We start from the raw sequence: 22,531 nt of genomic DNA, 5'->3' as shown, positions 1-22,531 counted from the left end.
CGGCATGGCGAGTTTGTGTCGAACTCTATGGTTCGAGTTCGACATCCCAGTAGAGATAATCCATCCAGCTTTCGTGCAGGTGGTTCGGCGGGAACAGCCGGCCATTGTTGTGCAGATCATGCACCGTCGGCTGGAACGGCTTCTGCAGCGGCCACATCTTGGCCTGCGACGGCATCATGCCGCCCTTGCGTAGGTTGCAGGGCGAGCAGGCCGCGACGACGTTCTCCCATGTCGTGGCACCGCCACGATGGCGGGGGATGACGTGATCGAAGGTCAGATCCTCGGGCGTGCCGCAATACTGGCACTGGAAGCGGTCGCGCAGGAACACGTTGAAACGGGTGAAGGCCGGATGCCTGGAGGGCTTCACATAGGCCTTCAGGCTGACCACGCTCGGCAGCTTCATCGAGAAGGTCGGCGAGGAAACCGCATGCTCGTATTCGGCGACGATATTCACCCGGTCGAGGAACACTGCCTTGATGGCGTCTTGCCAGGACCAGAGCGACAAGGGGTAATAGCTGAGCGGACGGTAATCCGCATTCAGCACCAGCGCTGGAAGCCCATCCGGAGATACGGCAACCGTCACCTTGTTGACCTCCTTGGTTCGCACATGACCCCGAAAATCGAATTCGACTTTCGGAAAGGGTCACGTGCAGCTTCAAAAGACCCACCGTTCGGCGCGGATACTGTAAGCCCGACATGACAGGGATGTGAAGCGGATTGTCGTTTGCCCGAAGTGCCAAAAATGCGTGATTTTCACGCCCTTTTGCGGATTCAGGCAGGCGGCGCGGCGTCGCGCCCTCTGGTTTCGCGATAATAGGACCAGAAAAGCCGCGATGCGACACCTCGCCACGGGCTCCATGATTCGGCCAGTGCGATCAGTCTTTTCTCCGGCGGACGCGGGTCGATGCCGAGCGCATGGCCGACAGCAGCTTGCAGGGCGACGTCGCGCGCCGGGAAGATGTCGGGGTGCCCCGCGGCAAACAAAAGGTACACTTCGGCTGTCCAGGGACCGATGCCGGCCACTGCGGTCATCGTTGTGATCGCCTCGGTTGCGTCGAGCGAACACAGGTGATGGAGGTCGAGACCGTCGGCCACCGCCTGGGCGACCGCGATCAGGCCGCGCTGCTTGGGCCGCGACAGGCCGGCCTCGCGAAACATGTCCTCGTCGGCGGCCAGGATCGCCTGCGGCGTCAGCGGATCGACAAGCCTTGTCAGTCGGCCGAAAATCGCATCGGCACTTGCGCGGGAGACCTGCTGCGAGACGATGATCGAGGCCAGGCTCCTGAACCCCGGCTCGGAAAGCCTGAGCGGTACCTCGCCGGCCATGCCGCGCACCTTTTCCAGGCGCGGGTCGATGACGCAAAGCGCATCCAGCCCGCGCGCAATGTCGTCCAGTGTCGTGATGCGTTGCATGGTATCCTTGTCCGCGAATGTGCCGCAAAGTAGCAATTGCCAAAACCGCCGCACAACCCGATCGCCGCCTGAGACATGACGCTCCTGACATTCCGCTTCGCGCCCAGCCCCAACGGCGACCTGCATCTCGGCCACGCCTATTCGGCGCTGCTCAACCAGAGGCTGGCAAATACCTCTCGCGGCCGCCTGCTGCTGCGCATCGAGGACATCGACACGACGCGCTGCACGCCGCGATTCGAGGCTGGCGTGCTCGCCGATCTTAAATGGCTGGGCCTTGGCTGGGAGGAGCCGGTGCGCCGCCAGTCCGAACATTTCGCCGAGTACGAGGCGGTGCTCGACCGGCTGATCCGCGAGGAGCTTGTCTATCCCGCCTTCATGAGCCGTGGTGAGATCCGCGCCTTTATCATCGGCTGCGAAAAGCGCGGGCGCGACTGGCCGCGCGATCCCGACGGCGTCCCTCTCTACCCTCCGACCGACAAGGCGCTGCCGATGACAGAGCGCAAGCGGCGCATCGCCGATAACGTCCCTTTCGCCTGGCGGCTGGATATCGGCGCCGCCTTGGCGCATGTCGGCAAGGACCTCGCATGGGCCGAATTCAGCGACGAGACGCTGTCCGCGACGCACTCGGTCGAGGCCCGCCCGCAAGAGTGGGGCGACGTGATCGTGGCGCGCCGCGACATCCCGACCAGCTACCACCTTGCCGTCGTCATGGACGACGCCCTGCAAGGCGTCAGCCATATCGTGCGCGGACAGGACCTGTTCCCCGCGACAGGAGTGCAGCGCCTGCTCCAGGAATTGCTTGGGTTGCCGCAGCCGGCCTATTTCCATCATCGGCTTATCCTCGGGCCGGACGGGCGGAAGCTGTCGAAGAGTCTCGGCGATACCGGCCTTGCCGCGTTGCGCGATGCCGGAGCATCGCCGGACGATATCAGGCGGATGGTTGGTCTCTGAGCCTGCGAAGTACTGGAAAGCCGCATATCGCACGCACCAGCCGTTGAATTCCGGTGATGCATGGATCAATCGTTTCGTTTTGCGCGACGGCCTGAACCGGACTAGAGCATCGCCACGGTTCAAGTCTCACCAGCGTGGCGGTCCCCGGAACATGCACAGCATCAAGCGGTTCATCCCCGCCACCTTCGTCGTCCTGTGGGCGACCGGCTTCATCGGCGCCCGCTACGCCATGCCGTGGGCGGAACCCTTCACCTTTCTCGCCGTGCGCTTCGTCCTGGCGGCGGCGCTATTCGCTGTCCTGACGGTCGTTCTGGGTTCGAAAAGAGCCACCCGCGAAGAGGCGCTGCATGCGGCCGGCGCCGGCATCCTCATGCATGGCGTCTATCTCGGCGCCGTGTTCTGGGCCATCCACAGGGGTATGCCTGCAGGGCTTTCGGCGCTGATTGTCGGACTGCAGCCGCTGATCACGGCGGTGCTCGCGGGCAAATTCTTGGGCGAGGCCATTCTGCCGCGCCATTGGGCCGGCCTCGCCGTTGGTCTGATCGGCGTCGTCATCGTGCTGTGGCCAAAACTTGGCGCGCTCGGCGGCGGCGTGACATCGGCGACACTGACCGCCTCGCTCATCTCCGTGCTCGGCATGGCCGCCGGCACCATCTGGCAGAAGCGTTTTGCCTCTGGCGGCAACCTCGTGGCGGCGACGATGTGGCAATATGTCGGCGGCGCGGCGCTGATGATCCTGGCCGCGCTTGCCTTCGAAACGCACACCGTGGTCATCAATGGCGAGTTGATCTTCGCGATGGCCTGGCTGGTGCTGGTGCTGTCGGTCGGCGCCATCTTCCTGTTGATGGTGATGATCCGCGACGGCGAGATGTCGAAAGTGGCCTCGCTGTTCTATCTGGTGCCTGCGGTGACCGCCGTCATCGCCTGGGCCCTGTTCAACGAGCAGCTCAACGCGCTGCAGATTGTCGGCATGGCGATCACCACCTTCGGCGTTGCCCTGGCAACGGCTCGGCAGACCAAGACACAGGTTGAGCCGACCAAGGCATGATCCCGAAAGGTGGGAACCGGTTTTCGGAAGAGATCATGCTCGGCTCAGCCGACTCTTGCCCGTGCCTCGAGATAGCGGCTGATGGCGGCATTGAGCTCGCCGCCAAGAATGAAGATCGCCGAGACGATGTAGAGGAAAACCACCGCGATCATGATCGAGGCCAGGCCGGCATAGGTCGTCACATAGGAGGAGAAATGATCGAGATAGGTGGCGAACATCGTCGAGCCGATAAGCCACGCGGCCAGCGTGAAGATGATGCCCGGCACCAGCGACACGAAGCGGCGCTTGCCGGCCGGCAGCCAGTAATGCACGGCAAACAGCCCACCGATGATGACGGTCGAGGCAATGACATAGCGCCATAGCGTGATCGTCCCCGTATAAGGCTTTATCCATTCGAAATGGGCTTCCGCCAGCCGCGCCAGCAAGGGCGCGAACACCAGCAGCACGCTGATCGCAAGAAAACCGGCGGTGGCGATCAGCACGAAGAAGATGCTCTGCACCCGGCGATGGATGATGCCGCGCGTTTCCGTCACGCGATAGGCCCGGTTGAGCGACGTGCGCAGCGCCTCGATGCCGTTCGAAGCAAAGTAGGCGGCAAGCAGCACGCCATAGGTCAACAAATCGCTGCGCCTGACGGTCAGCACGTTCAGCACCTCACGCGCGATCGGCTTGGCGATCTGCTCCGGCCAGGTGTCGAAGACCAGATGCACGGCCGTGTCGGCAAAGGCCTGGGCGCCGAGGAAACTGGCCAGCGTCGTGGCGAAGATCAGGAACGGAAACAGCGCCATCAGCGAGGTGATCGCCAGATGGCTGGCCATCGCCCAGCCATCATCGGTGGTGAAATGGCCGATCGCGTCGTAGAGCACGCGGCGCAGGGCGACAATATTCCGCAGCAAGAACGCGCGCTCCCTTCGATTGTCTCGACGCCGCGAATATGGGAAGTGAATGCGGCAAATGGCAACCCTTCTTCAAACCACGAATTCTGCAGCGGCGCAGTTGCGCACCGTCATCGTCACCGGTGCGTCTTCAGGCATAGGCGCCTATTGCGCCCGGGCATTGAAGGCCGAGGGCTGGCGGGTATTTGCCACGGCGCGCAAACCTGAAGACATTGCCGCACTCGAGGCTGACGGCATCGAGGCCTTCTATCTCGACTACAGCGAGCCGGACTCGATCGCCGCCCTAGTGCCAGCGGTGCTCGGCCGCACTGGCGGCCGGCTCGACGCGCTGTTCAACAACGGCGCCTATGCTCAGGCCGGCGCGGTCGAGGACTTGACCGTCGTGGCGCTCAAGGCGCAGTTCGAGGCCAATTTCTTCGGCTGGCACGACCTGACCCGCCGCATCGTGCCGGTGATGCGCCGCCAGGGCCACGGCCGCCTTATTCATTGCTCATCGATTCTCGGCCTGGTGCCGGTGCGGTTTCGTGGCGCCTATTCGGCATCGAAACATGCGCTTGAGGCCCTGATGCTTTGCCAGCGTCAGGAACTGACAGGCAGCGGCATCCATGTCTCGCTGATCGAGCCGGGGCCGGTGAGATCGAAGATCGCCAGCAATGGCCTGCCCTGGTTCCTGAGGAATATCGACCACGAGAATTCCGTGCATCGGCTGGACTATGAGGCGCAGCTGAAGCGGCTGCGCGCCGGCGGCAGCCAATCGGCGCTGAAGCCCGGGCCGGAGGTGGTTCACAAGGCTCTGCGTCATGCACTTCTGTCACGGAGCCCGCGCCCGCACTATGTGGTAACGGTGCCGGCCAGGATCGGCGCTGCGCTCAAACGCATCCTGCCGGCATCGATACTCTACCGCCTGATGGCCAAACGCGCCTGAACAACAAGAGAACTGGAAACGCAACAATGGCATCCGTCTTCAACATCCTCGCCATTCTGGTCATGGCCGCCGTGGTGATCGTTCTGATCCGGGGGCTCATCAACATGATGCGCGGCGGTTCCGGCGTCACTTCGAACAAGCTGATGCAAGCACGCGTCATGCTGCAGGCCGTGGCGCTGGCGCTGATTCTGCTGGCCGTCTATTTCACCCGCAAGTGACGGCCTTTCGGGAGGCGACGTGGTCAAGCTCAACAAGATCTACACCCGCACCGGCGACGACGGCACCACGGGGCTCGGCACCGGTGAAAGGCGGCTGAAATCCGATCTGCGGGTGGATGCCTACGGCACGGTCGACGAAGCCAATGCCTGCATCGGCATGGCGCGCGTCCACACCGCCCAGACCCATCCGGCGATCGACGCCATGCTGTCGCGCATCCAGAACGATCTCTTCGACCTCGGCGCGGATCTAGCGGTGCCCGACGACGGCAAACCGCTCGGCTATGAGGCGTTGCGGATCACCCCCGCGCAGACCGATCGCGTCGAGAAGGATATCGACCTTCTCAACAAGGATCTCCAGCCACTCAAATCCTTCGTGCTGAATGGCGGCACGCCGGCCGCCGCCGCCCTGCATCTCGCCCGCACGGTGGCGCGGCGGGCCGAGCGGCTGATGGTCGCGCTCGCCCAGGATCCGGGGGAACATGTCAACCGCGACGGGCTGAAATACGTCAACCGCGTCTCGGATTTCCTGTTTGTCGCCGCCCGGGCGGTCAATGACAATGGAAATGCCGACGTGCTATGGATTCCCGGCAAGAACCGCTAAAATATCCGAAAGGCGGAAGGGGACCGGGGACCGATGTTCATCCCGCTTTACGACACCAACAGGCTGCGCCACATCCGCCTGCAATATGTCACGATCGGGCTGATCGTGGCCAATGCGCTGGTCTATTGCGCCACCGCGCTTGGCGGCGAGAACTTCACCAATGCCGCCGTGCTCGGAGTCGGCTTCATCCCCGCCGTGGTTCACGACACGGCCGAACTCGATCCCCGCTTTGTGGTCATTCCGGAAAGCCTGAGCTACCTCACCTATTCCTTCCTGCATGCCGACATCTTCCACCTCGGTGGTAACATGCTGTTCTTGTGGGTGTTCGGCGACAATGTCGAGGATGCGCTCGGTCACATCCGCTACCTCATCTTCTATCTCCTGTGCGCAGTTGCCGGAGCAGCCTTCCAAAGCCTCGTCGCCTGGGACTCGCAGGTGCCGCTGATCGGTGCCTCGGGCGCCATCGCCGGCGTGGTCGTCGCCTACCTGATCCTCTATCCCAGGGTGAAGGTCTGGGTGCTTGCCTTTGCCCGCATCCCACTGCGCATTCCGGCCTTTATCCCGCTCATCCTGTGGGTGCTGTTTCAGATCGTCATGTTCGCCGCCGGCGGCGAGGACCAGATTTCCTGGGCCTGCCACATCGGCGGCATCATCGCCGGGGCGATTCTGGTGCTGGTCTTGCGCAGTCGCGGCGTGCCGCTGTTTGCCGCTGCCGACGAGGATATCGTGGCTCCCCTACCCGACCAGCCGCCGGTTCCCGCTGAACCAGTGGCGGCCGAACCGCCGGCCACCGCGGCGCGCTGGGGCCGGGGAAACCCTTCTGGCCCGAACTGAACCGATTTGAGCCGCCTTCAGCGTATTGACGCGCAGGATTACCACAACTACGGAAACGTCTCCGTCGCAGCCTAAGGCGGTCGGAGACCAGAATTTCCATCCGGAATGTCGGCTTTCGACAACTCAGAAAGGGCGCAGGCTGCTATAGCGCGCCCAACTAGCGTGAAGAGGTGACAGGCAAATGAAGATCCTTGTGCCCGTGAAGCGGGTTGTCGATGCGAATGTGAAGGTTCGCGTCAAGGCTGATGGTTCAGCGGTGGAACTCGCCAACGTCAAGATGGCGATGAACCCGTTCGACGAGATCGCGGTTGAAGAAGCGATCCGGCTGAAGGAAACCGGCAAGGCCGAAGAAATCATCGTTGTTTCGATCGGCCCGCAGCAGGCGCAGGAAACGCTCCGGACCGCGCTTGCCATGGGCGCCGACCGCGCCATCCTGGTGAAGACCGACGAGCAGACCGAGCCGCTCGGCGTCGCCAAGGTGCTGAAGGGCGTGGTCGAGGCAGAGAAGCCTGGCCTCGTCATCCTCGGCAAGCAGGCGATCGACGACGACTCCAACCAGACCGGCCAGATGCTGGCGGCCCTGCTCGGTTGGGCACAGGGCACCTTCGCCTCCAAAGTGGTGCTTGAAGGCGACAAGGCCAAGGTGACCCGCGAGGTCGATGGCGGCCTGCAGACCGTGGAACTGAAGATGCCGGCGATCGTCACCGCCGACCTTCGCCTCAATCAGCCGCGCTATGCCTCGCTGCCCAACATCATGAAGGCCAAGAAGAAGCCGCTCGACGAGAAGAGCCCGGCCGACTACGGCGCCGACGTCAAGCCGCGCCTCAAGGTCATCAAGACCGAGGAGCCGGGCGGCCGCAAGGCGGGCGTCAAGGTCAAGAGCGTCGCCGAACTGGTCGACAAGCTGAAGAACGAAGCCGGCGTGTTGTAAGCGATCGGGAAAGGAACAGATAAAATGGCAATTCTCCTCATCGCCGAACACGACAACGCCACCCTTTCGGACCAGACCGCCAAAGCGCTCTCGGCTGCATTGCAGATCGGCTCGGACGTGCATGTGCTGGTGGCCGGCAAGGGCGCCAATGGCGCGGCGGATGCAGCCGCCAAGCTCAAGGGGGTCAGCAAGGTGCTGCTCGCCGAGGCCGACGAACTCGCCGAGCGCCTCGCCGAACCGATGGCGGCTCTCGTTGTGTCGCTCGCCGGCGGCTACGACACCATCATCGCGCCTGCGACTTCCACCGGCAAGAATGTCGCCCCGCGTGTCGCGGCGCTGCTCGACGTCGCGCAGGTTTCCGAGATCATTGAGGTCGTTTCGCCTGATACCTTCAAGCGGCCGATCTATGCCGGCAACGCCATCCAGACCGTGCAGTCGACCGACGCCAAGAAGGTCATCACCGTGCGCACCGCCTCCTTCCAGGCGGCTCCCGAGGGTGGCTCGGCCGCGATCGAGACCGTCAAGGCCGCGGCCAATCCCGGCCTGTCCACCTTCGTCGAGAACAAGCTGTCGGAGACCGACCGTCCGGAACTGACCTCGGCCAAGATCATCATCTCGGGCGGCCGTGCGCTCGGCTCCTCGGAGAAGTTCCAGGAGGTCATCCTGCCGGTCGCCGACAAGCTCGGCGCTGCCGTCGGCGCATCCCGCGCGGCCGTCGATGCCGGCTACGCCCCGAACGACTGGCAGGTCGGCCAGACCGGCAAGGTCGTGGCTCCCGATCTCTACATCGCTGTCGGCATTTCCGGCGCCATCCAGCACCTCGCCGGCATGAAGGACTCCAAGGTCATCGTCGCCATCAACAAAGACGAGGAGGCACCGATCTTCCAGGTTGCCGATTATGGCCTCGTCGGCGATCTCTTCGTTGTCCTGCCGGAGTTGCAGAAGGCGCTTTGACGCTCTCTGCCAAAGCGTATTAAATTGTCAGGGGCGGGGTAGACTAAGTCGCCCCGCCCTTTTAGTTTGCACTGCACAAAAAGCGGGCCAGAAGGGCTTAGTGCAATTCCAGCAAACCCGCAGCGGTTTTGCGTCTGGAATTGCGGAAAAACAAAAGATGGAGCATTTTCGCGATTCAAGCGGAAAGCTCCGGACGGGATCGGGGTCATGAGCAAGATCGAGACGATCGGCATCATTGGCGCGGGCCAGATGGGCGGCGGCATCGCCCACGTCTCCGCGCTTTCGGGCTACAAGGTGCTGATCTACGATATATCGCCTGACCGTATCGAGAAGGGCATCGCCACCATCAGCGGCAACATGGCTCGTCAGGTGGGGTCTGGCAAACTCGACGAAAAGCTGCGCAACCAGGCGATGGCGCGCATTGCGTCGGCACCGGCCATGGCCGATCTTGCCGGCGCCGATCTGGTGATCGAGGCGGCGACCGAGGACGAGACCGTCAAGCGCAAGATCTACGCGCAGCTCTGTCCGCAGCTCAATCCCGAGGCCATCCTGGCGACCAACACCTCGTCGATCTCGATCACGCGGCTTGCCGCGCAGACCGACCGGCCGGAGCGTTTCATCGGCATACATTTCATGAACCCGGTGCCGGTGATGAAACTGGTCGAGCTGGTGCGCGGTATCGCCACCGAGGACCAGACCTTCGAGGCCGCCAAGACCTATGTGAAGCAGCTCGACAAGACGATCACCGTCTCGGAGGATTTCCCGGCCTTCATCGTCAACCGCATCCTGCTGCCGATGATCAACGAGGCGATCTACACGCTCTATGAAGGCGTCGGCACGGTCGATGCCATCGACACCGCCATGCGGCTCGGCGCCAACCATCCGATGGGGCCGCTGCAGCTCGCCGATTTCATCGGCCTCGACACCTGCCTGTCGATCATGCAGGTGCTCCATGACGGCCTGTCGGATTCGAAATACCGGCCTTGCCCGCTGCTGGTCAAATATGTCGAGGCCGGCTGGCTCGGCCGCAAGACCGGGCGCGGCTTCTACGACTATCGCGGCGAGCACCCCGTTCCGACGCGCTAGTCAAAGTCGAGAAATGGAAGGGTTCGGCGTTTCGGCGAAACGATGAACCGCTTCGACGCGTCCGCGGCCTACGATGCCACGGCGAGCGGCTTGGGCGGTTCCGACCTGTCGTTCATGAGGTTGCCATCCGGCGCCACGGAAAGGCATCCGCGGCCGGCCGCCTTGGCCGCATAGCAAGCGGCGTCGGCCCTCGCGATGATCTCATCGACCTCGCCGCAATTGGCGCGGATCGCCGCCAGCCCGATACTGGCGCCGATCGCATGCGGCCGACCATCCCAGGTGAAGTTCAGGCCGGCTATCGCATCGATTATGGAGCGCGCCGCGATCCTGGCGCCCGCGATCGAGCCCGATTTCAGGATGACGGCGAATTCGTCGCCGCCCAGGCGTGCGACGATGTCTTCAGGGCCAAGCACGCCGCGCATGGCCTCGGCGACCCGCTTCAGCAGTGCGTCTCCAGCGGCGTGGCCGCCAGTGTCGTTGACCAGCTTGAAATGGTCGAGGTCGATGAACATGAACTGGTGGATGCCCCCAGCCATCGTGCCGTCCTCCTTGCGCGCCTGCTCGACCAGCCCCTCCATGGTGCGGATGAAGCTCGATCGATTGGCAAGGCCGGTCAGCGCGTCATGCGCGGCGGCATGGGCAAGCTGCCGCTGCAACGCACGCGCATCGGTGAAGTCCTGGAAGACAATGACCAGGCCGCAGAATTCATTGCGCTCGTTCATGATCGGCGACACGACCTGACGGATGCTGCAGCGTGTGTCGTCGCGGCGGATCAGCACGGCCCGGCTGTTCTGGTCGGAGGGCGCCTCCGCGCCGATCGCGGGCCGCGTCGCACCAATCCTGTGGCCCGTCTCCTCGTCAACCGCCCGATAGACATGGCCGAGCGTCTTGCCGAGAGCGGCCTCGCCGGAAATACCGGTCAGCTTCTCGGCAACCGGGTTCATGAAGGTCACACGGTTCGCCGCATCGGTGCAGATGACGGCATCGCCGATCGACTGCAGCGTCACCCTGAGCCGCTCCTTCTCGTCGGCCAGCATTGCCGCCGACACCGTCAGGCGCTCTTCGGCCTCCTTGCGCCGGGTGATGTCGGTCAGGCTGCCAATCGCCCGGATCGGCCGCCCGTCCTCGTCGCGCTCGATGGCTTTGCCGCGGTCGAGGATCCAGATCCAGTGACCGTCCTTGTGGCGCATCCTGAACTCGGCTTCGAAGAACGGCGTCTGGCCATCAAGATGCGCGCGGTCCGCTTCGGCGACGGTCTGGCGGTCGTCGGGATGGATCATCGTCAGCCAGCGGTCCGGATCGCCGTCGAGTTCGCCTTCCTCGAAACCGAGCATCTTGACCCAGGTCGAGGAATAGGTCGTGCCGCCCTTGCGCTTATCGAAGTCCCAGACACCCTGACCCGCGCCGGCGAGCGCGAAATTCCAGCGCGTTTCGGCTTCGGCAATGCGCGCCTCGGCCTGCTTGCGCGCGTCGATGTCCTCGATCTGCGAGACGAGATAGAGCGGATGCCCGCTTCTCTCATCGCGGATGACGGAGCCGGCAAGACGCGCCCAGACGGGTGTGCCGTCCTTGCGCAGATAACGCTTTTCGAAGTGGAAGGCGTCAACGTTGCCCGCCCTCATGGAGTCCATCGTTTCCCGCCCGATATGCAGATCGTCGGGATGCGTGATCTGGAAAAAGGTCAGCGCCTCGATCTCCTGGCGGCTGTAGCCAAGCATGGCGGCAAAGGCTGGATTGGTCTGAAGGATACGCCCGTCAAGCGCCACGATGGCGATGCCGATCGCCGAGTCCTCCATGGCCCGGCGGAAGCGCTGTTCGCTCTCCGCGATCTGGCGCCGGTCGTCGGAGATGCGAACGATAAACAGGTAAGCGAAGAACAGTGCGCATACTGTCAACGCGACCGATATTTGAAGGCAAACTCTCAGTGCTTCCGCGCCAAGGTTCAGCCTCGACACCACGAACGGCGCCCCCACCACGGCAAGAGCGGCCACAAGCAACGCCAGCGCTGCACGCTTGTGGAGCCTCAGCCCGATCAATCCCCGCAATATCACGACCCGTGCCACCCCCGTGGGCAATCGCTTTTTCCCGTCAAAACCCTGAAGGATCGATTTTAAGGAATGGTTGCGCCGGGGTATTGGCGAGATCGGGAACCGGCAAACAATTGCCGGCATGATTAAGGATCAGTGTGCACGGCTTGCGGTTGCTTGGAGTATGCTACCAGCGCACGAAAAAACGCCCGCCAAGCGAACCAAGCAAAGCGAGAGCCGAGATCGCGATCGTGTACCAGGTGGCGACAAAGAGCGGCGAGTCGTCGAAACAGTGTGCGGCATAGAAGGTCGCCGCCAGCCCGCCGGCAAGCAGCCCCGCCACCGCGCCGGCAAGCACCGGCCGTGTCGGCGCGCCATAGCGCAGCATTCCCAGGAAGATGGCCAGCGGGCCAATGCCGATCAGCGGGATGAAGCTCATGCAGATCATCATGTTGGAGCCGATCATCCTGGTACTCCAATCGGCCTCGGGCACTGCGAACAGTTCCAGAACCACCGCCACCGCGACCAGCAGCGGCGCGGCGATCATCCCCGCCATTGCCCGGCCCGTCGCCGCACCCGGCGTCGACAGGGCGCGGATCGAGGCGAAAGCGCTGATGGCAAGCACGGTGGTGAAAACAAACTTGGACAGGAAGCGCATAGTATGCGCGGCCGCCATGAAATCGGGGCGCGGACCGATCGTCGACAGGAAAACGATCGCGGCGAGCACGACGGCCGCGCCGGCGGCCAGCCACCAGGCCGAGCGCAATGGCATCGCCTTGCTGCGGGCATCGGCATCGAGCGCCTTGATGAGATCGTCCGTCCTCATGTCATTCCCGCCCGGATCGCCCCTGACCGAATCGCTTGGCTATCGCGGCGAGCCCACGATGCAGCGACACGCGCACCGCCGTCTCGCTGATGCCGAACTTCGCCGCCGTCTCGCCGATCGAGCGGCCATCCACCGATATGGAAGACACCACGGACCGTTGGGCTGGCGGCAGCCCGTCCAGCGCCCGATTGATATCGCGCTCGCTGACGGTCTCGGTCTCCGGTTCGGCGAATGTCTCGGCGATTTCGTCGACATCGATCTCGATGCGCCGTCCGCGGCGCCGGAATGCATCGATCAGCTTGAAGCGGGCGATCGCGTAGACCCAGGGCAGCACCGGCGCGTCCTGGCGCCAGGTGTGCCGTTTAACATGAATGGCCAGCAAGGTTTCCTGCACGACATCCTCGGGATCGACCCCGCCCTGCACGATCTTGCGCCTGACAAAGCCGCGCACCAGCGCGGCAATTCGGTGGAGAAAGTCGGCATAGGCCTTTTCATCTCCCGCGATGGCGGCTCGCAACAGCCGGGAAAGCTCGGCCTCGTCCTTGCCGCTCACAAGAGTTCACTCCCCGGTTTTCGCGCCTCGGCGTTGATTTGTTACGTGGCCGGCGAAATAATGTCCAAGCCAAACTACGGGCAAGTCACGAAAGTGTGCGGGATGGCCCACCGGAATGCCATGCCGATTTGTCAAACTCCCCGATCGCCACGGCCCGTTGAAGCGTGTAGTCCAGAGGCCCGCCATCGCCCCCCGGTATCGGGTGATACCCGTTACTGACGTCTTGACATGCGAAACCGATCAGCCGGACGCCTTTCAATCTTGACTAGCGCATTCATGATTTGATACTCGGGCGCATCCGCAATGTGGGAAACCCGAGGAGCACCTTATGAAATCCCCCCTTCTTGCCCTTGCCGGCGCCACGGCACTTGCAATCGGCCTGATCGCCGGTCCGGCGATGGCCGAAGATGCCGGCATCGTCGTGTACAACGCCCAGCATGAAAGCCTCGCCAAGGAATGGGCCGAAGGGTTCACCAGGGAAACCGGCATCAAGGTCACCTTGCGCAATGGCGGCGACAGCGACTTCTCCAACCAGATCGTCGCCGAAGGTGCTGCTTCGCCCGCCGACATCTTCCTGACGGAGAATTCGCCGGCCATGGCGCTGGTCGAGAATGCAGGCCTGTTCGCCCCGGTCGATGCCGACACGCTGGCTCAGGTTCCGCAGGACTTCCATCCGGCAAGCGGCAAGTGGGTCGGCGTTGCGGCGCGCAGCACCGTTTTTGCCTACAACAAGACCAAGCTGACCGCCGACCAGCTGCCGAAGTCGATGCTTGATCTCGCCGATCCTAGCTGGAAGGGCCGTTGGGCCGCCTCGCCGTCGGGCGCCGATTTCCAGGCGATCGTCAGCGCGCTTCTGCAGCTCAAGGGTGAGGCCGCTACGGCCGATTGGCTGAAGGCGATGAAGACGAACTTCACGGCCTACAAGGGCAACAGCACGGTAATGAAGGCGGTCAACGCCGGCGAGATCGAAGGCGGCGTGATCTATCACTACTACTACTTTGGCGATCAGGCCAAGACCGGTGAAAACAGCAAGAATGTCCAGCTGCACTATTTCAAGAACCAGGATCCGGGCGCGTTCGTCTCGATTTCCGGTGGTGGCGTGCTCGCCTCGAGCAAGCATCCGAAGGAAGCACAGGCCTTCCTGAAGTGGGTCACCGGCAAGGGCGGCCAGGACGTTCTCAAGAACCGTGACTCCTTCGAATACGCGGTCGGCAAAGGTGCCGAATCCAATCCGAAGCTGGTGCCGCTGGCCGATCTGCAGGCGCCCAAGGTCGATCCGACAACCTTGAACTCGAAGAAGGTCACCGACCTGATGACGGCAGCCGGCTTGCTTTAGTTATCGTTCGTCCTAAAAGGACAACCGACCATGCTCCCGCCGGAATTCATTTTCGGCGGGAGTGCTTTTGTTTTTCGAGATGGCATTCGTCGATGACGACACGCTGTATTCCCGACCGCGATTGCGGTCCTTCGATTGCTGCCACCGGGCGGCAACGGCGCGGTGCCTGACCTGATGCAGTCCGCGATCGATCTCGAACACCCGGGCCTGCCTGCGCGCATGGGCCGAAAGGCTCGGCGGCGGACGGCGCCGTGGCTCGTCACCGCCGCCATCTTCGTCTCGCTGCTGTCGCTGCTGCCGCTTGCCTTCATCATGGGGGTCGCGGTGCAGACCGGCTGGGACACGGTCTCGGCATTGGTTTTCCGGCCCCGTGTCGGCGAACTGCTGGTCAACACCGGCCTGCTGGTGCTGCTGGCCGTCCCGATCGCCATCATCCTGTCGGTGGCGCTGGCCTGGCTGACCGAACGCAGCGACCTGCCCGGCGCCCGGTTCTGGGCCTGGCTATGCGTGGCGCCCCTCGCCATTCCCGCTTTCGTCCACTCCTATGCCTGGGTCACCATGGTGCCCGGGCTGCACGGCCTGTGGGCCGGCGTGCTGGTGTCCGTGATCGCCTATTTCCCCTTCCTTTATCTGCCGGTCTCGGCGGCGCTGCGCCGCCTCGATCCCTCCCTGGAGGACGCGGCCGCGGCACTTGGCCTTGGACCCTGGCGGGTGTTCTGGCGTGTCGTGTTGCCGCAGCTCAGGCTCGCCATCTGCGGCGGCTCGCTGCTGGTCGGATTGCACCTGCTGGCCGAATACGGCCTCTACGTCTTCATCCGCTTCGATACTTTCACCACGGCGATCGTCGACCAGTTCCAGTCGACCTTCAACGGACCGGCCGCCAACATGCTGGCCGGCGTTCTGGTGTGTTGCTGCTTTGTGCTCCTGGGCCTCGAAGTGCTGGTGCGCGGCGAGGAGCGTTATGCCCGTGTCGGCTCCGGCGCGGCGCGCTACCAGCAACGCAAGGGCCTCGGCCGCGCCACCATTCCGAGCCTCGCCTTGCTTATGGTCATCACGCTGCTGGCGCTCGGCGTACCTTTCATCACCATCGGCCGCTGGCTCGTCGCCGGCGGCGCCGATGTCTGGCGTCTCGATGAAATTGGCCTGGCGCTTGGCCAGACGCTATTCCTGTCGCTTGCCGGCGCGTTGCTTGCGACGGTCGCCGCCATGCCGATGGCCTGGATCTCGATCCGCGCGCCGGGACCGTTGCAGCGCCTGCTGGAGGGTTGCAACTACATCGTCGGCTCGCTACCGGGTATCGTCATCGCGCTGGCGCTGGTCACCATCACCGTGCGCGTCGCCCTGCCGTTCTACCAGACCCTGTTCACCATCCTGGTGGCCTATGCCCTCATGTTCCTGCCGCGTGCCCTGGTCAGCCTGCGCGCATCGATCGCCCAGGCACCGGTCGAGCTCGAACGCGCCGCGTCCAGCCTTGGCCGGCGTCCGCTCAACGCACTCTGGTCGACGACGATCCGCCTGTCGGCGCCCGGCGCCGCGGCCGGCATGGCGCTGGTGGCGCTCGGCATCATGAACGAACTGACCGCGACCCAGATGTTGGCGCCAAACGGCACCCGCACGCTGGCAATGGCATTCTGGTCCTACAGCGGCGAGATCGACTATGCCTCGGCGGCGCCTTATGCCTTCATCATGGTGGCGATGTCGCTGCCTTTGACCTGGCTGCTCTATGTCCAGTCGAAACGGATGGCCGGACGATGAGCTTTCTCGAAATCAGCGGCCTGAAAAAGCACTACGGCCCGGTCGCGGCCCTTGACGGCGTCGACCTCCATGTCGCCAGCGGCAGCCGCACGGCGATTGTCGGCCCGTCCGGCTGCGGCAAGACCACCCTGCTGCGGCTTATCGCCGGCTTCGAGGCGCCGGACCAGGGCCGCATCGTGCTCGACGGCGAGGTGCTGGCCAATGGTGGTGCGGCTGTCCCGGCGCATCGCCGCGGCATCGGCGTGGTGGCGCAGGACGGCGCCCTCTTCCCGCATCTGACCATATCGGACAATATCGGTTTCGGTATGGACCGCGGCGCGGACAAGCGCGCCGAGCGCATCGTCGAACTCGCTTACATCGTCGGGCTGGACAAGGCCGTGCTCAAGCGCCGCCCGCACGAGCTCTCCGGCGGCCAGCAGCAGCGAGTGGCGCTTGCCCGCGCCATGGCGATGAAGCCGCGGCTGATGCTGCTCGACGAGCCGTTCTCGGCGCTCGACACCGGTCTGCGCGCTTCGATGCGCAAGGCGGTGGCCGAGCTTCTGGAAGCGGCCGGCATCACCACCATCCTGGTCACGCACGACCAGGCCGAGGCGCTGTCCTTCGCTGCCCAAGTGGCGGTGATGCGCGAAGGCAAGTTTTCGCAGGTCGGCACGCCGCGCGAGCTCTATTTCAAGCCGAAGGACAGGATGATCGCCGAGTTCCTCGGCGACGCCATCATCCTGCCGGCAAAGGTGGCAGGCGGTTTCGCCAACTCACCGCTAGGCCGCATCGCGGTCGACACATCAGATAGACGCGATGTCGCCCGCATCATGCTGCGGCCGGAGCAGATCGGATTGAAGAGGACATCGCGCGAGGGCATGTCGGGCACACCGGAGATGCTGTTTGGCGAGGTGGTGGAATCCGAATTCGCCGGCTCGATGTGCACCATCGCGGTGCGCCTGATGAACAATCCCGATCCGCCGGACGCCGCCGCCATCGGCAACACGCCGCTGATCCTGCGCAAGCCGGGCATGGATGCACCCGCGGTGGGAGAGATCGTGCGGCTCACCGTGTCGGGAAAGGCGCATGTGCTGGCCTGAACGGCCGAGTGCCTGATGTGCTCGGGCCGCGGCAGGTTCGGTCACCGCTCGCGCGAAGTTTTGGAAATCAGAGTGCCGGCTCGGGAACGGACGCCTTGAAGACATCGAGGCGGTTTCCCGTCTCCGACGAGAAGAAATGCATGTCCTCTGGCGAAAGCTTCAGACCGACCGTGCTGCCCGGCTCCGGGTGCACGGCTTCCGATGTCATCACCGAAAACGGCGCGCCGTCGAGGTCGACGTAGATGACCCGCCCCGCGCCGAGTTCCTCGACCAGGTCGACGGTGGCCTTGAGCGCGCCGGCCGCGTCTGGCGCCACCAGCCGGACGGCTTCCGGCCGGATGCCCATCGCGACCTTCGTGCCGACCGGCAGACCTGCGCGCGGAACAACGATACGCCGGCTGCCGCCGAGCAGCGACAGCCCATCGAGTTCGACCGTGCCTTCCAGAATGTTCATCGCCGGCGCGCCGACGAAAGTGGCGACGAAGCGGCTGGCGGGCCTGCTGTAGATTTCGCCCGGCGTGCCGACCTGTTCGACACGTCCGGCATTCATCACCACCAACCGGTCGGCAAGCGTCATCGCCTCGACCTGGTCGTGGGTGACGAAGACGGAGGTGGCGTTGAGCCGGCGGTGCAGCTTGCGGATTTCCGACCGCATCTGGACGCGCAACTTGGCGTCGAGATTGGACAGCGGTTCGTCGAACAGGAACACTTTCGGTTCGCGGATCATGGCGCGGCCCATGGCGACCCGCTGCCTCTGGCCACCCGAAAGCGCCATAGGTTTGCGGTCGAGCAGATGTTCGAGTTCCAGCGTGCGCGCAACCGCCTGGATGCGCTGGTTGCGTTGCGCGGAAGGAACGCCTGAGACCTTCAGCGAATAGCCGATATTCTGGGCGACGCTCATATGCGGATAGAGCGCGTAGTTCTGGAACACCATGGCGCAGCCGCGCTCACGCGGCTCGAGCTTGTTGACCACGGTGCCGTCGATGGCGATCTCGCCGCCGGAAATCTCCTCCAATCCGGCGATCATCCGCAGAAGCGTGGACTTGCCGCAACCGGACGGCCCCAGGATGACGACGAATTCGCCCGAGGCGAAATCGAGGTCGACCCCGTGCACGACTTGCGTCCTGGCGTAGTTCTTCGTGACGCCGCGTATGGCGATGGAGGCCATCTTCTGTCTCCCCTTATTTCTCGGTGGCGATAAGGCCACGCACGAACCAGCGCTGCATCAGCACCACGACGATCAGCGGCGGCAGCATGACGATCAGCGTGCCCGCCATGGCGATGTGCCATTCCGGCGCGCCGCCGACATTAGGAATGAGCTGCTTCAGCTCGGTAACCGCAGTCGCATGCGACTGATCGGTGGTGATAAGCAGCGGCCATAGATACTGGTTCCAGGCCCACAGGAACATGATGGTGCCCAAAGCGGCCATGTTGTTGCGCGACAGCGGCAGCAGGATATCGATGAAGAAGCGCAGGGCGCCGGCGCCGTCCATGCGCGCGGCCTCGGTCAGTTCATCGGGCACCGTCAGGAAGAACTGGCGGTAGAGGAACGTGCCGGTGGCCGTGGCGACCAATGGCATGATCAGACCGGTATAGGAATTGAGCAGTCCGAGGCTGAGCGAGACCTGCACGCCCGACACTTTTTCGATCAGCCAGCTCAGGCCCGTGACGTCGAGGATGGCCTGGTAGGGTGACAGCACATTGGCGACGACGGCGTAGGTCGGCACGATGCGGACTTCGAGCGGCAGCATCAGTGTGACGAAGATCAGCCAGAAGATGAACGTGCGCCCGGGGTAGCGGAAATAGACGATCGAAAAGGCGGTGAGCGCCGAGATGATCACTTTGCCCGCCGCCACGCCGGCAGCCATGACGAAACTGTTAAACAGCTTGGGACCGAGATCCGCTGTCGTCCAGGCCGTCTTCATGTTGATCCAGAAGTCGCTGCCCGGCAGCAGCGACATCGGCACATCGTTGACGTCCTTGAGGTTGTGCGACGCGGCGATCGCCACGACCGCGAACGGCGCGATGCAAACGATGAACCCGACGAACAGGATCAGATGCGTGAGGAAATTGAGGAACGGGGTGCGTTCGACCATGTCTATCTCACCTGTAATGCACGCGCCGCTCGATGAAGCGGAACTGGAAGATGGTGAGCACGATGATGAGCAGCATCAGGATGATGCTCTGCGCGGCGGCGCCTGAATAATCCAGGCCTTTGAAGCCATCGGAATAGATCTTGTAGACCATCAGATTGGTCGCGTTCGCCGGGCCGCCGGAGGTCATGATGTCGACGATGCCGAAGGAATCCTGAAAGCTTTCGGTGATGTTGATGACCAGCAGAAAGAAGATCGTCGGCGTGATGAGCGGGAACTGGATGTCCCGGAAGCGCCTGACGACGCCGGATCCGTCCATCGCCGCCGCCTCGATCAGCGAACGCGGGATGGCCTGGAAGGCGGCGAGGAAGAAGATGAAGTTATAGCCGACATATTTCCAGGAGAAGGCGACGATAATCGAAGCCATGGCATCGGCGCCGTCGAGACCAGGGTCCCAGAAGCCGGGCCAGACCTGGTTGAGGACGGCCATGAAGCCGGCCTCCGGCGCCAGGATGAAGCGGAACGCCATCGCCAGCGCGGGCGCGGCGATGCCGTAGGGCCAGATCAGCACCACGCGATAGAGGCGTGAGCCGGCGAGCTGGCGATCGGTCAGGGCGGCGAGCACCAGCGCGATGAACATCGCAAGGCCGGTGCTGATTCCCGCAAAGACAAGGCTGGCGGTGATCGAGTTCCAATAATCGGCGTTGGCCAGGATCGAGCGGAAATTGTCGAGCCCGACCCAGATGTTGCCGCCGCCCCAGGGCTGTTGCAGCGTCAGCGACCAGTACACGGCCTGGCCGGCCGGCCAGTAGAAGAACGTGAAGATCAGAAGGAGCTGCGGCACCGCGAACAGGATGCCGATCGTCGATCTGCTAAAGGTAACGCGTTTTTCCATAGGTCCGCCGATGCCGCTTCACAGCTGGCCTGGAGCAAGGGTGAGATTAATATGCGAAACGGCCGCCCGTCGACCCAAGCATGATCCCGAAACACGGAAACCGTTTTCGGAAGTGATCAGGCTTGGAACACGGGCGGCCTTTGGCAATTCGGCTATCAGGGCAGGGTCTTGCCCGGATAGGTCTGCTGGAAGCGGTCGAGGATGGCATCGCCATTCTTGACCAGCGTGTCGAGGCCTTCCTGGACGCTGACCTTGTTGGCGAAGATCGCCTGCATCTGCGTGCCAAACTCGGCGCGGATCTGGGTGAAGTTGCCCAGGCGCACGCCGCGGGTGATTTCGGTCGGCTCCGAGGCGGTCAGGCTGGCGATCGCGACTTCACGGCCCTTGTAGGGCGCCTTGTCGTAGAAACCGTCGGCCTTCATGTAGTCAAATCCCGACTTGGTCACCGGGATGTAGCCGGTGTTGGTCGACCAGAACAAAGCGGTCTTGGGGTCGTGGATGAAGTTGAGGAAGGCGGCCGCACCCTTGTATTCGGCGTCCGACTTGCCGGAGAGCACCCACAGTGAAGCGCCGCCGACGAGCGAATTCTTGCGCTCGGTGCCGGCATAGACCGGCAGTTCGGCGACGTCCCACTTCATGCCTTCCTTCTGGGTCCTGCCGACGGTGCCGTGGTCGCCGACGGAGGTCAGGATCATCTGGCAGGTGCCGGAGGCGAAGGACTGGACCATGTCCTGGCCGAGATCCTTCGACTTGATCTTGATCAGGCCGGCATCATACCACTTCTTGAGGTCGGTGACGTACTGGACGAACTTGGTCTTGTTGACCTCCAGGCGGGCATCGAGCCCGTCATAGCCATTGTTCTTGGTAGCGATCGGCTGATTGTGGATCGCGGAGAACTGCTCCATCAACTGCCAGCTTTCGTTGGCCGAGATGTTGATCGCCATCGGGCATTCGTAGCCGGCGTCCTTCATCGCCTTGAGGTCGGCGCCGACGTCTTCCCAGGTCTTGGGCGCTTCGGTCTTGCCGATTTTTGCGAAGGCGTCCTTGTTCCAGTACATCAAGGCAGTCGAGGAGTTGAACGGGAAGGACAGCATCTCGCCCTTCGAGGTCGCATAGTAGCGCGCAATGCCGGGGAAATAGTCGGCGTAGTCGATCTTGTAGCCGTTTTCCTCCATCAGCTTGTCGGCGGGCTTGTAGGCGCCCGACAGCATCATGGTGGCGGTGCCGACGTCATAGACCTGGACGATGGTCGGCTGCTTGCCGGCACGGAAGGCGGCGATGGTGTTCTGCAGCGTGGCATCGTAATTGCCCTGGCTGGTGCAGACGACTTCGTAGTCCTTCTGCGACTCGTTGAAGTTCTTGCACATCGTGTCGACGACGCGGGCGAGGTCGCCCGAAAGGCCGAACCAGAAATCGAATTTTACCGGTTCTGCAAAGGCAGGCATTGCCAGCGCGCTACCGAGCGCACCGACGGCAAGGGCAGCGAGGCCCCGCTTGATCATGGTCATGGTTTTTCCCTCTTGAGTGGCTGATGACAAGGGTCTTGCGCAAGTCCTTGCCCGCTCTCTTAGAGAAGGTATGTGACAGTTCTGTTGTGGCTCCCAGGCCTTTGCACAGCTGTTCGTTCCTCCTCACGGCGGTTGCGCCGGCATGAAAATGTCGTACCGGCGCCTTAGGGAGCCAGGGTGATCGTCGCCGGCGTAAAGCCCGAGACGGATCGCCATGATTAGCCGGCTAAATTGATGAATGCTGCTGGTGCCGACGCACGAACGACCAGCTCGCGGCAATCGTGCGCGCTGTGCTGGGGACGGGATGTGGGCTCGGCCTGCCTGTGCTGGCGAAGGGCTTAGAAACGCCTGGCGAGTTGAAGTTCCCGGACGCGGAGGCCTGTGAGATCGGCCAGAGCTACTATCTCGGCAAGCCGACGCCGATCGAGACGTTCGACGAACTGAAGGGCAACGGCAAGCGTACTCCGGTGCGCGTCGCTGACCACCACGACGACAACCCTATATTGCTCAAGCCAAGCGTGCGCAGACCCTAGGTGTTTAGTCCCGGCATTTGATGGACCGGGTCGAGTCTGAACCGTTCGGGCTCTTTTTTCCAGATTTTG

The 22,531-nt window shown here is 63.3% G+C and carries 22 protein-coding genes and 1 pseudogene; 13 read left to right on the top strand and 10 right to left on the bottom strand.

The window, feature by feature from the left end; all coding sequences use genetic code 11:
• Nucleotides 1-25: 25 nt before the first annotated feature.
• Both FJ934_RS15815 and FJ934_RS15810 read right to left on the bottom strand, forming a co-directional pair.
• Entirely contained in the window at nucleotides 26-583 is a 558-nt protein-coding gene (locus FJ934_RS15815; RefSeq protein ID WP_140610540.1) for an HNH endonuclease, read from the bottom strand.
• Between the two features lie 188 nt (nucleotides 584-771).
• Nucleotides 772-1,413, bottom strand: a complete 642-nt coding sequence (locus FJ934_RS15810) for a DNA-3-methyladenine glycosylase (protein ID WP_140610539.1) — start codon at nucleotides 1,411-1,413, stop codon at nucleotides 772-774.
• Between the two features lie 75 nt (nucleotides 1,414-1,488).
• On the opposite strand from FJ934_RS15810, the gene gluQRS reads away from it, so the two are divergent.
• Nucleotides 1,489-2,364: a tRNA glutamyl-Q(34) synthetase GluQRS gene (gluQRS, locus tag FJ934_RS15805; protein WP_140610538.1), complete on the top strand. Its 876-nt coding sequence runs from the start codon at nucleotides 1,489-1,491 to the stop codon at nucleotides 2,362-2,364.
• Between the two features lie 151 nt (nucleotides 2,365-2,515).
• Complete coding sequence (locus FJ934_RS15800) at nucleotides 2,516-3,412, top strand: DMT family transporter (RefSeq protein WP_140610537.1); 897 nt, start codon at nucleotides 2,516-2,518, stop codon at nucleotides 3,410-3,412.
• A gap of 44 nt (nucleotides 3,413-3,456) precedes the next feature.
• Here FJ934_RS15800 and FJ934_RS15795 read toward each other — a convergent pair whose 3' ends face one another.
• Complete coding sequence (locus tag FJ934_RS15795; protein ID WP_140610536.1) at nucleotides 3,457-4,308, bottom strand: YihY/virulence factor BrkB family protein; 852 nt, start codon at nucleotides 4,306-4,308, stop codon at nucleotides 3,457-3,459.
• Between the two features lie 58 nt (nucleotides 4,309-4,366).
• Here FJ934_RS15795 and FJ934_RS15790 point away from each other — a divergent pair, with 58 nt between their 5' ends.
• From FJ934_RS15790 to FJ934_RS15760, 7 genes are all read left to right on the top strand, one after another.
• Nucleotides 4,367-5,233, top strand: coding sequence for an SDR family oxidoreductase (locus FJ934_RS15790; RefSeq protein ID WP_140610535.1), 867 nt, complete (start codon nucleotides 4,367-4,369; stop codon nucleotides 5,231-5,233).
• Between the two features lie 26 nt (nucleotides 5,234-5,259).
• The gene (locus FJ934_RS15785) at nucleotides 5,260-5,451 is read left to right on the top strand and encodes a twin transmembrane helix small protein (RefSeq protein ID WP_140610534.1); all 192 of its coding nucleotides are present in this window, start codon (nucleotides 5,260-5,262) and stop codon (nucleotides 5,449-5,451) included.
• Nucleotides 5,452-5,470: 19 nt separating this feature from the next.
• Complete coding sequence (locus FJ934_RS15780; RefSeq protein ID WP_140610533.1) at nucleotides 5,471-6,052, top strand: cob(I)yrinic acid a,c-diamide adenosyltransferase; 582 nt, start codon at nucleotides 5,471-5,473, stop codon at nucleotides 6,050-6,052.
• A gap of 33 nt (nucleotides 6,053-6,085) precedes the next feature.
• Nucleotides 6,086-6,886, top strand: coding sequence for a rhomboid family intramembrane serine protease (locus tag FJ934_RS15775; protein WP_140610532.1), 801 nt, complete (start codon nucleotides 6,086-6,088; stop codon nucleotides 6,884-6,886).
• Nucleotides 6,887-7,067: 181 nt separating this feature from the next.
• Nucleotides 7,068-7,817 carry an electron transfer flavoprotein subunit beta/FixA family protein gene (locus FJ934_RS15770; RefSeq protein WP_140610531.1) on the top strand — a complete coding sequence of 250 codons (750 nt, stop codon included), beginning with the start codon at nucleotides 7,068-7,070 and terminating at the stop codon, nucleotides 7,815-7,817.
• A 24-nt stretch (nucleotides 7,818-7,841) separates the two neighbouring features.
• Nucleotides 7,842-8,771 carry an electron transfer flavoprotein subunit alpha/FixB family protein gene (locus FJ934_RS15765; protein ID WP_140610530.1) on the top strand — a complete coding sequence of 310 codons (930 nt, stop codon included), beginning with the start codon at nucleotides 7,842-7,844 and terminating at the stop codon, nucleotides 8,769-8,771.
• 207 nt (nucleotides 8,772-8,978) lie between these two features.
• Nucleotides 8,979-9,857 carry a 3-hydroxybutyryl-CoA dehydrogenase gene (locus FJ934_RS15760; RefSeq protein ID WP_140610529.1) on the top strand — a complete coding sequence of 293 codons (879 nt, stop codon included), beginning with the start codon at nucleotides 8,979-8,981 and terminating at the stop codon, nucleotides 9,855-9,857.
• Between the two features lie 68 nt (nucleotides 9,858-9,925).
• Here FJ934_RS15760 and FJ934_RS15755 read toward each other — a convergent pair whose 3' ends face one another.
• The 3 genes from FJ934_RS15755 to FJ934_RS15745 all read right to left on the bottom strand — a co-directional run bounded on the left by FJ934_RS15755 (nucleotide 9,926) and on the right by FJ934_RS15745 (nucleotide 13,263).
• Entirely contained in the window at nucleotides 9,926-11,932 is a 2,007-nt protein-coding gene (locus FJ934_RS15755) for a PAS domain S-box protein (protein WP_246671523.1), read from the bottom strand.
• Between the two features lie 139 nt (nucleotides 11,933-12,071).
• Nucleotides 12,072-12,710: an NrsF family protein gene (locus FJ934_RS15750; RefSeq protein ID WP_140610527.1), complete on the bottom strand. Its 639-nt coding sequence runs from the start codon at nucleotides 12,708-12,710 to the stop codon at nucleotides 12,072-12,074.
• Between the two features lies 1 nt (nucleotide 12,711).
• Nucleotides 12,712-13,263 carry a sigma-70 family RNA polymerase sigma factor gene (locus FJ934_RS15745; RefSeq protein ID WP_140610526.1) on the bottom strand — a complete coding sequence of 184 codons (552 nt, stop codon included), beginning with the start codon at nucleotides 13,261-13,263 and terminating at the stop codon, nucleotides 12,712-12,714.
• A gap of 328 nt (nucleotides 13,264-13,591) precedes the next feature.
• Between FJ934_RS15745 and FJ934_RS15740 the strand changes: the two genes are divergently transcribed.
• The 3 genes from FJ934_RS15740 to FJ934_RS15730 all read left to right on the top strand — a co-directional run bounded on the left by FJ934_RS15740 (nucleotide 13,592) and on the right by FJ934_RS15730 (nucleotide 17,433).
• Nucleotides 13,592-14,599: an iron ABC transporter substrate-binding protein gene (locus FJ934_RS15740; RefSeq protein ID WP_140610525.1), complete on the top strand. Its 1,008-nt coding sequence runs from the start codon at nucleotides 13,592-13,594 to the stop codon at nucleotides 14,597-14,599.
• Nucleotides 14,600-14,773: 174 nt separating this feature from the next.
• Nucleotides 14,774-16,354, top strand: a complete 1,581-nt coding sequence (locus tag FJ934_RS15735; protein ID WP_181165638.1) for an iron ABC transporter permease — start codon at nucleotides 14,774-14,776, stop codon at nucleotides 16,352-16,354.
• Nucleotides 16,351-17,433: an ABC transporter ATP-binding protein gene (locus FJ934_RS15730; protein ID WP_140610523.1), complete on the top strand. Its 1,083-nt coding sequence runs from the start codon at nucleotides 16,351-16,353 to the stop codon at nucleotides 17,431-17,433. Before FJ934_RS15735 ends, FJ934_RS15730 begins: the two co-directional genes overlap by 4 nt.
• A gap of 67 nt (nucleotides 17,434-17,500) precedes the next feature.
• On the opposite strand, the gene FJ934_RS15725 is transcribed toward FJ934_RS15730, so the two are convergent.
• The 4 genes from FJ934_RS15725 to FJ934_RS15710 all read right to left on the bottom strand — a co-directional run bounded on the left by FJ934_RS15725 (nucleotide 17,501) and on the right by FJ934_RS15710 (nucleotide 21,929).
• Nucleotides 17,501-18,601 (bottom strand): sn-glycerol-3-phosphate import ATP-binding protein UgpC, encoded by a 1,101-nt coding sequence (locus FJ934_RS15725; RefSeq protein WP_140610522.1) that lies wholly within the window; start codon nucleotides 18,599-18,601, stop codon nucleotides 17,501-17,503.
• Nucleotides 18,602-18,614: 13 nt separating this feature from the next.
• Nucleotides 18,615-19,529, bottom strand: a complete 915-nt coding sequence (locus FJ934_RS15720; protein ID WP_140610521.1) for an ABC transporter permease subunit — start codon at nucleotides 19,527-19,529, stop codon at nucleotides 18,615-18,617.
• A gap of 7 nt (nucleotides 19,530-19,536) precedes the next feature.
• Nucleotides 19,537-20,421, bottom strand: a complete 885-nt coding sequence (locus FJ934_RS15715) for a sugar ABC transporter permease (protein ID WP_140610520.1) — start codon at nucleotides 20,419-20,421, stop codon at nucleotides 19,537-19,539.
• A 155-nt stretch (nucleotides 20,422-20,576) separates the two neighbouring features.
• Nucleotides 20,577-21,929, bottom strand: a complete 1,353-nt coding sequence (locus FJ934_RS15710) for an extracellular solute-binding protein (protein ID WP_140610519.1) — start codon at nucleotides 21,927-21,929, stop codon at nucleotides 20,577-20,579.
• 260 nt (nucleotides 21,930-22,189) lie between these two features.
• On the opposite strand from FJ934_RS15710, the pseudogene FJ934_RS15705 reads away from it, so the two are divergent.
• A pseudogene (locus FJ934_RS15705) lies at nucleotides 22,190-22,462 on the top strand (bifunctional diguanylate cyclase/phosphodiesterase); the annotation flags it as partial.
• Between the last annotated feature and the right edge of the window lie 69 nt (nucleotides 22,463-22,531).

The sequence above is a fragment of the Mesorhizobium sp. B2-4-12 genome (assembly GCF_006441575.1).
Classification (GTDB): domain Bacteria; phylum Pseudomonadota; class Alphaproteobacteria; order Rhizobiales; family Rhizobiaceae; genus Mesorhizobium.
Note: the sequence above shows the minus strand (reverse complement) of the source record. Positions and strands in the feature narration are given on the sequence as shown.